The sequence below is a fragment of the Reinekea marinisedimentorum genome (assembly GCF_004341165.1).
GTDB classification, from domain to species: Bacteria; Pseudomonadota; Gammaproteobacteria; order Pseudomonadales; family Natronospirillaceae; genus Reinekea; species Reinekea marinisedimentorum.
In genome coordinates, this window is the sequence record NZ_SLZR01000007.1 from 96,546 (window position 1) to 110,359 (window position 13,814).

A 13,814-nucleotide genomic window follows, 5' to 3' on the forward strand; every position below is an offset into this window, starting at 1 on the left:
TGCCGGCTCAGCCTCGGTTATTCGCCCAGTTTTGCCATCAATGCTGCCATCTGTTCTTCCAGTTTGGCGACCCGGGATTCCAGTTCTGAGGTGTTGGCGGTTGCCGGTGCAGGCCGGGCTTGCGCCAGTGCTGACAGGTCGGGCTCACCACAGAGCAGGTGCATGTAGCGGTCTTCGCGCTGCCCGGCCTGTGCCGGAATGGTCATCAGCAGTGGCTTAAGCTTAGCCAGATGCCGTTCGATCAGGTCTTTAATGTCACCAGCACTGGCAAAATCGACCATGCGCTTGCTGCGGCTGAACAGCTCATTCACTGTTTGGGGGCCGCGCAGCAGGAGCAGGCAGAATACAGACTGGTCGGCTTTATCAAAGTGCAGTTTTCGGTTCAGGCGCTGGTCGTATTTATCGGCTCTGGAGCCATAGTCGATTTCAACCAGACCGCGCTCCTGTAATTCGTTCAGGCAACGCTGCACCTCGCCACTTTGCAGGTTCATAACCGGCTCGCGGCTGGTTTTTTGGTTACAGGCGGTCACCAGACTGTTCAGTGTTAACGGGTAAACATCCGGTGTGGTCAGTTGTTTTTCCATCAGGCAGCCAAGAACCCGTGCTTCAGTTTCGGATAGCAGGGCCGTGTCTATTTGGTTTTCATCTGTCATGTTTACACCCATTCATGTGTTGTTTGCCTGGATCGTGCAGGGATAAGATTGCAGTTTTTATCTTTGCTGTTTGCTTTTGGAGCATTCTGTTTTTAATAGTGCCCGTTAACACGAATAACAAAAAGGTTAATCTTATGGATCAAGCTACGAAACCGGAAATAAAGCTCGGCACTGGCATGCCGGCTAAGGATGCACTGGGTTATATCGACGCCAGGGTTGCTCAGGCCCTCACACAGCATGCAATCAGCTGGGATCAGCAGGTTAAGTTTATTGAAATTCTCGATGGCGACGCTCAGGGAGATAATGGCAAGGCCATTGAGATTGCCCGTGAGGTTGGGCTGCTCAATGACCAGGAAGCCGAAACCCTGGCGTTTCTGTTGTCAAAAACACCACAGCTGAGCGTCGACGAAGCCCGTGCACTGGCAACGCAACTGCACGAAAAGGTGGGTTACTCGCCGGCCGAAGGCGGCTACCCGATTGTCAGCTGCGGCACCAAAAAGTTTTACCACGATAGCGGTGAGTTTGAGCCGGGCAATCCGCCGAAACCGGATGAAGATTTTGGCCGCCAGAGCGCCTACTACAACCAGACTGATCTGGTTAATCAGCCAAGCTATCGCTTCTTCGATGACGATAAGATGATTGTTGAAGATCAGGTCACTGGTCTGATGTGGACCAGCAGTCCGTTTTTGTTTGGCAAAGAAAAGAAAACCTTTAAAGAAGCGATGGAAGGCCTTGATGAGTTCAACGCCCGTAAGTTGGGTGGCTTTAATGATTGGCGTATACCGACCATTAAAGAGCTGTACTCACTGGCTGATTTTTCCGGCTCGTTCGGCTTTGAATTTGATACCTCAGAACCCTTTTTCGATACCGACTTCTTTGAAATGCCAGATTCGCCGGAAGTGCTGAACCCAGGCGATCGCTTCCTCGATACCCAAACCGTCACCAGCACCATCTATCGCAGCCAAACGCTGGGTTCCACGACGACCATGTTCGGTTACAACTTCCGCGATGGTTTCCTGAAGGGTTACCCATCGGTGAAAACCTTTACTGTGTTCTATGTGCGCGGTAATACACACTACGGCCAGAATATGTTCGTCGATAACGGCGATGGTACGGTTTCTGATTTGGCCACCGGCTTGATGTGGATGAAATACGACAGCGGCACCTTCCGTACCGGGCCAACCGGCGATGGCCGTATGGACTGGCGCTCGGCGATGAACTACTGCGAAAACCTGCACTTCGCCGGCCATGACGACTGGCGACTGCCCGATGCCAAACAGCTGCACAGCATTCTCGATTACGAGCGTTGCCCGGATGTCACTAACTCTCCGGCTATCGACCCGCTGTTTGAATGCACGCCGATTGTGAATATGGCCGGTATCCAGGACTGGAGCGACTACTGGACATCAACACCGTTCTGCGAGCGCAATGAAAGTATCGATATGAGCTTTGGCCGTGCCATGGGCGCGCTGGGTAACCGGTCGATGGATGTTCACGGTGCCGGTGCGCAGCGTGGCGATACCCGCAGTGCTGGCAATGGCGAAGTGTTCTACCCGTGGAATGGTGGCAAACACCCGCAGGGTGACGAAACCTATGCCCGCAACATGGTGCGGGCGGTGCGGGTGATTAAATAGGCCAGCATGGCCTGGGTCAGAAGGTGCTCAGGCCGCTCCATTCCTGAAAACGGTAGATGGCATAACGCAGCTTTGAGGTGTCTTCAAACTCGGCAAAAGGCAGGGAGTGAGCCAGTACCTCGGCAAAGTAACTGCGCACCTCCGTGGAGAAGTTGGAGCCGATGGGCGCGGTTATGCGCAGGTTGGCTTCCAGGTTGTAGTTGCTCAGGTTACGGCGGGTGTAGTTGCCCGAACCTAGAATGACGGTGTCGTGATGGGCCGCCTGCTTGAGGAATATCTTGCTGTGAAATTGCTCGCCATTGGTTTTATACCAGCGTACATCAATACCGTTCTGGTGGCTTTCCAGCGCCACCTGTCGATTGGGAATACCGTTTTTCTCATAACCGAAGGCATCCTTGTTGGCATCCAAAATCAGGGTGATCTTAACCCCGCGACTCTTCGAGGCAAGCAAGGCCTCGAGTATTTTCCGGTGAGAAAAGTAGAACATGCCAATGCTGATTTCATCGTGACTACCGGCCAGCTGAATCTCTTCAATAATGGCGCTCTCGATGGCTTGTTCGGTCAGGTAGACCAGCTCTATATCGCCCTCGCTTGCGGTGGCCACGGGCCGCAACGGAATATCGGCATCTGAAAACCGGGCAATGCTCTGTTCTGATCGAAGCAGTTCGCTGACCAGCAGACTGGATTGAACCCTCACCCCGACATTGGAATGCAGGCTGCTGCCAGTGTGAGGGTTGGCGGAGATAACCATGCTCTCACTCTCATTCACAATGAGCTTGCGGTGATTGGCTTTGAAGTTGGTCAGTGTCAGCAAGGAACGCAGTGCAATCTTGCCTTCACCGAGAAAGTTGGGGATGACCCCACCGGGTGCACTCGGCAGACCAAAGGGCTGAACAAAAATACGGTAAAAAGCGCTGAGCAGGGGGTTTGAATCGCGCAGTTTTCTGGTGTCGGTAAAGATGATGTTGACGCCGGCTTCTGCCAGTTCGTCAATTAATGCATTGGCCGAAGAGCCGTAAAAGGTGTTGAAGTAGTCGGTAATGAAGTAGATGGGCACATCCGGTTGCTGCTGGCGCTTCTGCAGCAGTTTATTTTTGAAGTTAAGCCCGAGCGGAATGGGGTTGTCGGGGTTGCTCCGGTGATTGAACAGAAACATATCGATGACCAGGAATTCATTCGCCCGGTCGATCAGGCCATAAACGTTTTCGAAAATTTCCTGGTCGATGATGCGTTCAGTGCCGGTGTTTTTGGTCAGATCGTAGAGAAAATCGATGTCGGCATCGCTGACGTAAATCGGCTTTGATTGGGTATTCGTACCATCCGGCATCGCCTGGAATTGACCGTATAAAAACGAGGCCGTGATTAAAAGCAGGGCCAGGAAGAGAGCGATCGCTTGCGCACGCATTGGAAAAGCCGCCGTAACTGAAAAGTCAGAGAATTATTGACCATTGGCAGCGGTTCATCAAATAACCGGTTCGCAAATTAAAAAAGCCGGCAAGAGCCGGCTTTAGGTTTGTGTAACGTTCGTTATACCCGGAATCTTATTCCTGGTATTGACCGTGCGAGGTTTCCAGCTTGTAGAAGGTTACCTGAGCGTAGTCATCCGGGTCACCAGAGTTGTTCTGGTTGTAAACACCGGCTTTGAAGTACATGTACTGGCCGCCTGCGTCGTAGCCGCTTTCAGACATATCGACAACCTGAGTCACGTCTGGCTTGCCATCTCGCATAATGGTGACAGTCATTTCATTGCCAACCACCTCAATGCGGTAGCTGAATACTTCACCCAGGGCGATGCCATCTTCCGGCTCTTGTGGGTTACCGTTGTATTCACCGATCAGGTCGAACTTGATATCACTGCCTTCATTGCGGTTTTCATGCATGAAGTACACGAAGCCTTTTTCATGATTTGGCAGCTTACGGTAGTACAGGCGAATTGGCTCGTCGTCATTGGCGTGAATCTGACCAATAATGAAGCGGCCAACCTGCTCAGGCGCACCGGTTGTTGTGGTGTGATCAATCTTCAGTGTTGCTTCCAATACGCCATCAACACCGCCAGCTGCTTTTTGGTCTTCAACAGGTGCACTGCTGAATACCCAGTTGTTTTTGGTGACGCCTTGCAGACCAATGCTTTCATCACCGCGGCGCAGCATTTCACGCAGCTCGGTACGAACATACTTGGTGTTTTTAGAGGTACGAACACCCTTGATGTAGCTCTTAATAGTTAAGCCACCGTCGTCTGCAGTGTGGAAGAACTCTGGGTGCTCCCAACCTGAGATCAGGTACTGTGGCTGTACATCGTCCGGCTTACCATTGGCATCGTGGTCGGTGCCAACAGACAGGTACCACTCGCTCAGATCAAAGTTTTTGCCAGGAGGCAGGTTTGCCTGAGGGTTCTTAGGTGGGTAAGTTTTCGGGAATGGCACTGGCCACCAGACACCCCACTTATTGGAGCAGTTAAATACGGCTGGGTTACATTCTGTCGGAACGACTTCACCGAAGTCACCCGGGCGTTTCACATGCTCAACTGAGATTTTTGAGTAGGTTACGTCAAAGGCACCACCGGATTCCGGATGAATCTGTGGATACAAACCGGCTTTGAAGTAGAAGGTCTCTTTCTTCCAGGCGTGATCCAGTTCCTGGCCAAACTTCAGCAGCTTGGTAACGCCACCGGCAGAAAGCTCAATACCTTCGCCAGTCATCTTGATGATATAAACCCAAGGCTTGCTCGGGTCGGCAATTTTACCCAGGCTGACGGAGAACGCGCTCTTTTTAGTACTCTTGTTCAGGATAACGCGGATGGGTTTGTCTGCGCCTTCCCACAGCAGCTTAGCGGTTGCCGCATCGATGTCATGGGCGTGAATCTGACCCAGAACAACCTTCGGACGATCCGGAGATACACCATCTTTCTTCTTAGGTTCAGCCGGGAATTCATTGATTTGCAGGGTCGCGCCTAAGGTGTGCGTGCCGCCATCGTAAGCCCAGTTGGCCAGGCTGGTGTCGCCGCAAGGCTCCCAGCTATGAAGTTCACGCAGCTCGGTGCGGATGTATGTGGTGTTTGGCGTGGTTGCGCCGCCTTCCAGAGGTACACGGAAGTGCCAGCCGTTTTTATCTGCATTGAAGTATTCGTTGCTGGTCTTCTCGCCGAAGGTAGAGCCGTCAACGGAGCAGCCGTTTGGCAGAATTTCTGCTGCAGTCTCCAGGTTGCCTTCTTCATTTGGCTGACCGAAGAAAGCGCCGTAGGTCGTCGGCAAGGTGATTTTCCAGTCGCTCAGCTTGCTTGCCGGGCCGGAATTTGCGGCCAGAACTTTCTCTGCTTCAATTTTAGCGATGATTTCAGCGGTGATGATCTCGTTGCTTGGGCAGTCGTTAACCGAGCAATTCACAGCTTTAAATTCCGTCACGCTGTTCCAGGCACTGCCGGAGTTGCCGTGGCCAACGATGCGCATAAACTTAGCATCAACCGGGGCATCGAAATCGAAGCGCTCAAACTTCAGGGTGTAGCCGGAAGAAACAGCGTGATCCAGAACTCGGGTCCAGTTCTCACCGTCGGTGCTGGCTTCAATGCTGAAGGTTGAGGTGCGTTCGTCGCCCTTATGGAAGCTCATGCGAACGGCATCGAAGCTGTAAGGCTTGTCGTATTCAAACAGCGCCCATTGGCCGTCACCATTGGAAGACCAACGGGTGGCGTGGTCGCCATCAAGCATGTTTTCTGGCCCGTTACCATCATGTTCGCTGCTGGAGACGGCAACCGGTTCGGCTGCTTCTGTTTTACCCATGCCGGCATGAACAATGTCTGTATCTGCGCATTTCTCTACAGCACAATTCACTGCCTGGAATTCAGTCACACTGTTCCAGCCGCTCTTGGAGTTGCCGAAGCCGGTGTAGCGGATGAATTTTGCTTCAACCGGAGCCGCCAGCTGATAGCGTTCGAAATCCAGCGTTGAACCGGAGCTAGTCTGTTTGTCCAGAACCTTGGTCCACTTTTTACCGTCGACGCTGACTTCCAGCTCGAATGAACTAGTGCGTTCGTTACCTTTACTGAATGCGACACGAACCGCATCGATGGTTTGAGCTTTATCTAGCTCAAATAACGCCCATTGGCCTTCACCGTTTGCTGACCAGCGCGTAGAAAGATCGCCGTCTAACATAAATTCGGGTGCGTTACCGTCATGTTCACTGGCTGTAACTGAAACCGGTGTGGCGGCCATGACCGTACTGAAGGCGGATAATGCGGAAATTGCCGCAGCGGCTGTCAGCCGACTTGAGAGCAGATTTTTCATATTTTACCCATTGTTTTGTTTTTGTGTATTGGGGTGCTTTTGCAGATACAGTGCACAACTTGACGGCAAACGATCTGCAATTAGCCAATTTTGAGGTGAGTGCGACCCCTAAGAGCATATAGTAATACAATATTACTTTGGGTTGTAAGCCGAAATGTTCTTTTTTGATATTGATTCACAATTGAAGGGCCTAACAGCGGTGAAAAGTCAAAAAGTTGATGTAACACCGCTATGGCAGGCTAGGAATTGGCAGAAATGGCATCGCTAGCTAAATTTATTTGTAATACAATATCGTTTTCGGTTTGAGTGTTTAGTCTGCCAAACCCCAAAACACAACAAGATAAAACGAGGCGTAAGTCCATGTCCTATGATCAAAAAGTAGAAGCGATTCGTAATAAACTGGCCGAAATCAAAATTGTACCGGTTCTGGCAGTTTCCGATGCCAAATTAGCCCCAATGCTGGGTAAAACCCTGTCTGAAAACGGTTTGCCATGTGCCGAAGTTACCTTCCGTACTGCGGCGGCAGTAGAAGTCATGAAAGAGATCCGCAAAGCCTGCCCGGAAATGGTTTTGGGCGCGGGTACAGTTCTGAGCACCGAACAGGTTGATATGGCAATTGAAGCCGGCTGTGACTTCGCTGTAAGCCCTGGCTTCAACCCGGAAGTTGTTAAGTACGCCATGTCCAAAGGCCTGCCGTTCATCCCGGGTGTGAATAACCCAAGCCACGTTGAGCAGGCGATGAGCATTGGTCTGAAGGTTCTGAAATTCTTCCCGGCCGGCCCTTCCGGCGGTGTTGGTATGCTGAAAGCATTGAACGCGGTTTACCCGGTCGACTTCATGCCAACGGGCGGTGTGAACGTTGATAACGCGATGGATTACCTGGGCCTGCCAAAAGTATTCTGCTGTGGCGGTACCTGGATGGTTCCTGCTGACCTGGTAGACGGTGAGAAGTGGGATGAGATTGCCAAGCTGACCAAAGATGCTGCGGCACTGATTCAGTAATCCCGCTTTTATAGATTATTAAAAAGGGCGGTTATCCGCTCTTTTTTATGCCTGCCTGTTTTTCAATCCGTCACTTATTTGTGCTTTTTACGTAAAGTGACCGGTTTTTTCTGCTGCAAAGCGCCCGTCCCACTCATGCAACGCACTGATCTTTGAACTCCAAATTTTTCCAAACGCATAACTGACGCGGGTTGCAGCCCGATTCTTCAGCAGACTTTGCTGTTCCTACTATTTATATGTGCTGATTCTCGCTCATGGGAAGGAGGATTCCCATGTGTGCTGTTCTGAAAAATTTATTAGTCGCTAGAGTAACTTTCAACAAAAACAACAACTGCCAACCTCCTTAGAGCGAGACCCCGCATGTTAAAGAAAGAAATTATCGCGCCGGATCAGGCTGCTTCCATGCTTAAAGATGGCATGACAGTTCTAGTCGGTGGCTTCATGGTTATTGGTACACCGGAAAAGTTAGTCGATGCTGTCGTCGCATCTGGTGTGAAAGATTTAACGATTGTCTGCAACGATGCAGGCCTGCCAGGTAAAGGGGTCGGCAAACTGATTGAAAACGGTCAGGTTAAAAAGCTTATCGCTTCCCACATTGGTTTGAACCGTACTGCTGGCGACAAAATGAACGCCGGTGAAATGGAAATAGACCTGGTGCCGCAGGGCACACTGGCCGAGCAGATTCGTGCCGGTGGCGCTGGTCTTGGCGGTGTATTGACCCGCACCGGTGTCGGTACGCTGGTGGCCGAAGGTAAGCAGGTTGTGACCATTGATGGCGAAGACTTTCTGCTGGAAAAACCCATTAAAGCCGACGTTGCGTTAATCAAGTCCTCCGTTAGTGATGTGTACGGCAACACCAAGTTCAATAAAACTACGGCGAACTTCAACCCTGCTATGGCCACAGCTGCCGAGCTGGTTCTGGTACAGGCGGATGAAATTGTTGAGCCCGGCGTGCACGACGTAAACAGTTTCTCCGTTCCTTCTGTTCTTGTTGATTACCTGGTGGAGTAAAAGCGATGTCAGTTAAAAACCTTATAGCAAAACGCGTCGCTGAAGAATTGAATAAAGGCGATCTTGTCAACCTGGGCATTGGTATGCCGACTTCTGTAGCCGACTTTGTACCGGCTGAAAAGCATGTGGTGTTCCAGTCTGAAAATGGCATGGTCGGTCTGGATGCAACCCCGGAAGAAGGCAAGGAAGATTGGGATTTAACCAATGCCGGCGGCACACCGGTCACCGCTGTTGAGGGTGCTGCCTACTTTGATTCCACGCTGTCCTTCAGTCTGATCCGTGGCGGTCACGTCGATGCCACCGTGCTGGGCGCGATGGAAGTCGACCGTGAAGGCAACCTGGCCAACTACATGATCCCGAAAAAAATGGTTGCCGGTATGGGCGGTGCGATGGATCTGGTGAGTGGTGCCAAGCGCGTCATCATCATGATGACCCACTGCAATAAAAACGGTGAGCCGAAAATTCTTGATGCCTGCACTCTGCCACTCACCGCACTTAAGTGTGTTGATCTGATCGTCACCGAGCTTGCGGTTATTGAACCCACTGAAGAAGGCCTGGTGTTGCGTGAAGTTGCGTTCAATACCAGCGTTGAAGAAGTTTTGAAAAAAACCGGAACTGAATTGATCGTTCCTGAAAATGTAAAAGTGTTTGGAGAATAACAATATGAAACTTGTAGAAACTCAAGACGTAAACGCATACGAACCACCCGCTCACTTTGGTGTCTCCTGCGTAAAAATTCAGGGCGAAGAAACCGGTCTGACCAAATTCTGGCAAGGGCTGTCAACCTTCGAAGCTGACGGCGGTGCAGACTGGCAATACGGCGCTGGTACCTTTGGTGCCGAAACCGAAAAAACCTATTTTGTGGTTGAAGGCGAAATCACCGTTGAAAACGAAGCCGGTGAACAATTTGTGGCAGGCCCGCAAGCCTCTATTTCTATGCTGCCAAATGAAAAGCGCAAGATGTGGGTCAGTGGCGGCAGTAAAGCCGTTGTCTTGGTCACTATTACTGCGCCAAACGCTTAATAAAACAAAAACTAATTTTAAAAGATAAAAGGTGAATCATCATGGCAATGACTAAATCCTGGAGCAATGACTTCGCGAAAAACATTTTTGACCTGAAAGATAAGGTGGCAGTAATCACCGGTGGTAATGGCACATTGGGTGCGGCATACGCACAGGCGTTTGCACTGCACGGTGCTAAAGTTGTGGTAACAGCTCGTCGTATGGAAACCCTGGAAGAAACCGTTGCCTCTGTTAAAGAAGTGGGTGGCGAATGTACGGCAATTACCGGCGATGTCACCAGCCCGGAAGCTCAGCAGGCGATTGTTGATAAGGTTCATGAAATGTATGGCCGTATCGATATTCTGGTGAACAATGCGGGTATGGCGTTCCGCGCCCCGGCTGAAGAAATGCCAGCTGATAAGTTTGAACAGGTTCTGTCCGTAAACGTTACCGGCACCCTGGTGCCTTGCCAAGTGTTTGGCCGTTACTTCATGAATCAGGGCCACGGTAAGATTGTTAACACCTCTTCAGTTCGTGGCTTCTGTGGCCACCCGGATGGCTACACGGCTTACTCTGCTTCTAAAGCGGCTGTTGACTCCCTAACTAAGCAAATGGCTACCGAGTGGGCAATTAAAGGCGTTAAGCAAGGCTTTAGCATTAACATCAACGCCATTGCTCCGACTCTGATTAAGTCGCCTCTGACTCAGGAAATCTGTGAAGACCCTGCGCGTATTGCTCCATTCCTGGCGCGTCTGCCAATGGGCCGTGTTGCTGAAACTCACGACATGATTGGTCTGACTCTGTTCTTGTCATCACCGGGTTCCGACTTTATTAACGGCCAGATTATCTATGTAGACGGCGGTTGTACTGCGGGCTAAGCCGGCAGTTTTTATCACGAGTGAAGGAATTTGTATGAAGAGTTCTGATATTAAAAACATCACCATCGTCGGCGGCTCCGGCATGATGGGTGTTGGCATCGCGCAGATTTTTGCATCCGGTGGTCGCAACGTGACCATCAAGACGCGCAGCGTTGCCAAGTGTACTGCGGTTGAAGACATGTCTGGTCAGTTGGATATGTTCATCCGCGAAGGCCTGATTGATCCTGCAAAGAAAGATGAAATTCTGGATCGCATCAGCATCACCGCAGATGCCATCGAAGCTTATGAAAACGCCGACATGATTTTTGAATCTGTACCGGAAGTCATGGACATTAAACATTCGACGTTCAAGGAAATGGAAAAACACGCGCGTCCGGATTGCATCTTCGCTTCCGGAACATCCGTGAAATCCATTACTGAAATTGCTGAGGTTTGTGAGAAGAAAGACCGTGTTATCGGTATGCACTTCTGGAACCCGGCGGTATTGATCCCATTGGTTGAAGTGATCCGTACAGAAGACTCTGCCGATGACGTCATCACCGCGGCGATGGACTTGCTGACTGAATGTGGTAAGGCACCAGCCGAATGTAAGAAAGACGTACCGGGCTTTCTGGCAAACCGTCTGCAACATGCGCTGTGGCGTGAAGCGTTCTATATGCTTGATCAGGGTATCGCCGATGCGAAAACCATTGATGAGTGCATTAAAAATTCATTCGGTTTCCGCGTTCCGCAACTGGCGCCGTTTGAAAATGCCGACATGGTTTCAACCGAGCTCAGCCTGAACATTCACAACTACATGTTCCAGTATCTGTATTCCGGAACCGAGCCAAGCAGCACACTGAAAAACCTGGTAGCAGATGGCAAGTCCGGCTTCAAAACGGGCGAAGGTTTCCAGAAATGGACCGAGGCAGAAGCGAAGAAATCGAAAGACGATCTGTTCAAGTATCTGATTGACCAAACTAAATACCGAAAACAGGCGCAAGCCTAAAGTTTGCGATGCGCCTCTGGGCGGGCGGCCGATTGGCGCATCTATTTTATTACATATTGCTGCTAGCAATTCTCAGGAGAATAAAAATGACGAAATATGTAAACCCTTTTGAAGGCAAAGTAATTGTTGACCTTTCTCACCCGGTTGGCTCTCAGTCGCCACAGTGGCCTTATTTTCCACAGCCAGAAATTACCCGTGCACACGGCCTGGCAAAATCGGGTGTATTGACTCAGTTCTTCAAGATGCCTATGCACTGCGGTACTCACGCTGACTCGCCACGTCACGTTATTGAAACTGAATTCGATGGTCGTCGCGCGCGTTACACGCACGAAATGGATCTGAACGCCTACTGCGGCCCAGCCGTCTGTTTAGACCTTTCTCACCTGGAACAGTGGACGCTGATCAAGGCGGATCACATGGACGAAGCGCTGGCGAAAACCGGTGTCAGCCATGCAGAACTGAAAGACATGATCGTGATTATCTACACCGGTATGAGCGAAATCTGGGACGACAGCAAGCAGTACTACCACTATGCAACCGGTGTGGGCGCGTCTGTTGGTCACTGGTGCATGAAGCACGACATCAAAGCATTAGGTGTTGATCAGCAAGCTCTGGATCACCCGCTGCACACCTCTATCGGCGAGAAGCTTGCCGGTAAATTATCCATGGGTCTGGAAGGCTATTCCGGTCTGCCACTGCGCCATGAGTACATTGAAAAATTCGGCATTGAAGAGTTCGCTCACTTTGACCGTGAACTGTACAAAGAAATTCATGGTGAAGACGCCTATCAGGAGCTTTACGGCCTGGTGGAAGAAAAAGGTATGTGTAATGGCGTTTGGGAGCCTTGCCACAAGTTACTGCTGGGTAACGGTAAAGTTGGATGGGAAAACGTGGGTGGCAACGTGGCTAAGATTGCCGGCAAGCGTTGCACCATCGTTGGCGCACCTCTGAACCTGTATTGCGGTGATGGTTCTATGACCCGTCTGATGGCGATTATCGACAAAGACGATGTTAACGACGTACCGGATCGCGTTTACCCGTACGGCGACCATTAATAGGCCGTTCGATGAGGCAGCCCGACTGCCTCATTGACCCGGAGCAGGCTGCGGTTTTTGTCTTCTCCTTTTCTTTTAAATTTTTTATGCGATGAGGTAATAAATGAAAGACATAGTCATTGTCAGCGCAAAACGTACGGCTGTTGGTTCCTTCCTCGGCGCTTTTAATAACGTTTCTGCGGTTGAATTGGGTGTGACTGCTGTGACGGCGGCATTAGAAGCTGCCGGTGTGAAGCCTGATCAGGTCGACACACTGGTTTTCGGTAACGTACTCAATGCAGGCTTAGGCCAGAACCCGGCCCGACAGGTCGCGATTAACGCCGGTATTCCGGAAGATCGCACAGCCAACGTCGTCTCTATGGTGTGTGGCTCCGGGCTGAAAGCGGTTATGGATGCAGCCAACCAGATTCGTTGTGGTGAGGCAGAAATTGCTGTCGCTGGCGGTACAGAGTCTATGTCTCAGTCTGGTCACATTGTGACCGGCATGCGTGACGGCACGAAGATGGGCGACGGCAAAATGGTCGACACCATGCTGCGCGATGGTCTGAGCGATGCCTTTGGTGGCTATCACATGGGTATCACGGCTGAAAACCTTGCAGAGAAATTCGGCTTCACTCGCGAAGATCAGGATACCTTTGCGGTGCAGTCACAAAACCGAGCCGAAGCTGCGATTACCTCCGGACGTTTTAAAGATGAAATCGCGCCACACACCATCACTACCCGTCGCGGTGATGTCGTTGTTGATACCGACGAATTTCCTAAGTTTGGCGCAACGATGGAAACCGTCTCCAAGCCACGCCCTGCATTCAAGAAGGACGGCACCGTTACCGCGGCTAATGCCTCCGGTATTAACGATGGTGCAGCAGCGGTTGTGCTGATGACTAAAGAAAAGGCTCAGGAACTTGGCCTGACGCCAATGGCAACGATTAAGGCGCAGGCAACTGCGGGCTGCGCACCAGAAATCATGGGTTATGCACCGGTTCCTGCTACCGAACTGGCGCTGAAGCGAGCTGAGCTGACGGTGAGCGACTTGGACTTGATTGAAGCAAACGAAGCCTTTGCATCTCAGGCCCTGTCTGTTTGCAAGGACTTGGGTCTGGACCCTGAAAAAACCAACGTCAACGGTGGCGCGATTGCCATTGGTCACCCGATTGGCTGTTCAGGTGCCCGTGTGCTGGTCACCCTGGTGCATGAAATGCAAAAACGTGAATCCAAATATGGTCTGGCAACACTGTGTATCGGTGGCGGTCAGGCGGCAGCGGTCATCGTTGAACGCGGCTAAACCCATTACGAAATAATAAATATTAATTG

12 protein-coding genes are annotated in these 13,814 nt (G+C 51.0%); 9 read left to right on the forward strand and 3 right to left on the reverse strand.

All coding sequences use genetic code 11. The annotated features are described in order from the left end of the window. Positions 1-17 precede the first annotated feature (17 nt). Positions 18-653: a YceH family protein gene (locus BCF53_RS09665; protein WP_132701526.1), complete on the reverse strand. Its 636-nt coding sequence runs from the start codon at positions 651-653 to the stop codon at positions 18-20. Between the two features lie 134 nt (positions 654-787). Between BCF53_RS09665 and BCF53_RS09670 the strand changes: the two genes are divergently transcribed. After that, positions 788-2,287 carry an Lcl C-terminal domain-containing protein gene (locus BCF53_RS09670; protein ID WP_165901871.1) on the forward strand — a complete coding sequence of 500 codons (1,500 nt, stop codon included), beginning with the start codon at positions 788-790 and terminating at the stop codon, positions 2,285-2,287. A gap of 16 nt (positions 2,288-2,303) precedes the next feature. Here the strand turns inward: BCF53_RS09670 and BCF53_RS09675 are convergent, their stop codons facing one another. Next, complete coding sequence (locus BCF53_RS09675; protein WP_132701528.1) at positions 2,304-3,692, reverse strand: phospholipase D-like domain-containing protein; 1,389 nt, start codon at positions 3,690-3,692, stop codon at positions 2,304-2,306. A gap of 136 nt (positions 3,693-3,828) precedes the next feature. Further along, positions 3,829-6,567: a polysaccharide lyase family 7 protein gene (locus BCF53_RS09680; RefSeq protein WP_132701529.1), complete on the reverse strand. Its 2,739-nt coding sequence runs from the start codon at positions 6,565-6,567 to the stop codon at positions 3,829-3,831. Between the two features lie 360 nt (positions 6,568-6,927). Between BCF53_RS09680 and BCF53_RS09685 the strand changes: the two genes are divergently transcribed. The 8 genes from BCF53_RS09685 (at position 6,928) to BCF53_RS09720 (ending at position 13,785) form a co-directional block, all read left to right on the forward strand. After that, positions 6,928-7,569 carry a bifunctional 4-hydroxy-2-oxoglutarate aldolase/2-dehydro-3-deoxy-phosphogluconate aldolase gene (locus tag BCF53_RS09685; protein ID WP_132701530.1) on the forward strand — a complete coding sequence of 214 codons (642 nt, stop codon included), beginning with the start codon at positions 6,928-6,930 and terminating at the stop codon, positions 7,567-7,569. Positions 7,570-7,929: 360 nt separating this feature from the next. Continuing rightward, complete coding sequence (locus BCF53_RS09690) at positions 7,930-8,580, forward strand: CoA transferase subunit A (protein ID WP_132701531.1); 651 nt, start codon at positions 7,930-7,932, stop codon at positions 8,578-8,580. 5 nt (positions 8,581-8,585) lie between these two features. Beyond that, positions 8,586-9,239, forward strand: coding sequence for a 3-oxoacid CoA-transferase subunit B (locus BCF53_RS09695; RefSeq protein WP_132701532.1), 654 nt, complete (start codon positions 8,586-8,588; stop codon positions 9,237-9,239). Between the two features lie 4 nt (positions 9,240-9,243). Beyond that, on the forward strand, positions 9,244-9,603 hold the full coding sequence (locus tag BCF53_RS09700; RefSeq protein WP_132701533.1) for a cupin domain-containing protein: 360 nt from the start codon (positions 9,244-9,246) through the stop codon (positions 9,601-9,603). Between the two features lie 41 nt (positions 9,604-9,644). After that, positions 9,645-10,460, forward strand: a complete 816-nt coding sequence (locus BCF53_RS09705; protein WP_132701534.1) for an SDR family NAD(P)-dependent oxidoreductase — start codon at positions 9,645-9,647, stop codon at positions 10,458-10,460. A 34-nt stretch (positions 10,461-10,494) separates the two neighbouring features. After that, on the forward strand, positions 10,495-11,448 hold the full coding sequence (locus tag BCF53_RS09710; protein ID WP_132701535.1) for a 3-hydroxyacyl-CoA dehydrogenase family protein: 954 nt from the start codon (positions 10,495-10,497) through the stop codon (positions 11,446-11,448). An 86-nt stretch (positions 11,449-11,534) separates the two neighbouring features. Continuing rightward, positions 11,535-12,503 carry a cyclase family protein gene (locus tag BCF53_RS09715; protein WP_132701536.1) on the forward strand — a complete coding sequence of 323 codons (969 nt, stop codon included), beginning with the start codon at positions 11,535-11,537 and terminating at the stop codon, positions 12,501-12,503. A gap of 103 nt (positions 12,504-12,606) precedes the next feature. Then, positions 12,607-13,785, forward strand: coding sequence for an acetyl-CoA C-acetyltransferase (locus BCF53_RS09720; protein WP_132701537.1), 1,179 nt, complete (start codon positions 12,607-12,609; stop codon positions 13,783-13,785). Positions 13,786-13,814: the final 29 nt, after the last annotated feature.

Bases quoted from the DNA above. Each gene is read 5' to 3' on its own strand.
- BCF53_RS09670 (WP_165901871.1), top strand. From the start codon at position 788: ATGGATCAAGCTACGAAACCGGAAATAAAGCTCGGCACTGGCATGCCG.
- BCF53_RS09695 (WP_132701532.1), top strand. From the start codon at position 8,586: ATGTCAGTTAAAAACCTTATAGCAAAACGCGTCGCTGAAGAATTGAAT.
- BCF53_RS09710 (WP_132701535.1), top strand. From the start codon at position 10,495: ATGAAGAGTTCTGATATTAAAAACATCACCATCGTCGGCGGCTCCGGC.
- BCF53_RS09690 (WP_132701531.1), top strand. From the start codon at position 7,930: ATGTTAAAGAAAGAAATTATCGCGCCGGATCAGGCTGCTTCCATGCTT.
- BCF53_RS09700 (WP_132701533.1), top strand. From the start codon at position 9,244: ATGAAACTTGTAGAAACTCAAGACGTAAACGCATACGAACCACCCGCT.
- BCF53_RS09665 (WP_132701526.1), bottom strand. From the start codon at position 653: ATGACAGATGAAAACCAAATAGACACGGCCCTGCTATCCGAAACTGAA.
- BCF53_RS09705 (WP_132701534.1), top strand. From the start codon at position 9,645: ATGGCAATGACTAAATCCTGGAGCAATGACTTCGCGAAAAACATTTTT.
- BCF53_RS09720 (WP_132701537.1), top strand. From the start codon at position 12,607: ATGAAAGACATAGTCATTGTCAGCGCAAAACGTACGGCTGTTGGTTCC.
- BCF53_RS09715 (WP_132701536.1), top strand. From the start codon at position 11,535: ATGACGAAATATGTAAACCCTTTTGAAGGCAAAGTAATTGTTGACCTT.
- BCF53_RS09685 (WP_132701530.1), top strand. From the start codon at position 6,928: ATGTCCTATGATCAAAAAGTAGAAGCGATTCGTAATAAACTGGCCGAA.
- BCF53_RS09675 (WP_132701528.1), bottom strand. From the start codon at position 3,692: ATGCGTGCGCAAGCGATCGCTCTCTTCCTGGCCCTGCTTTTAATCACG.
- BCF53_RS09680 (WP_132701529.1), bottom strand. From the start codon at position 6,567: ATGAAAAATCTGCTCTCAAGTCGGCTGACAGCCGCTGCGGCAATTTCC.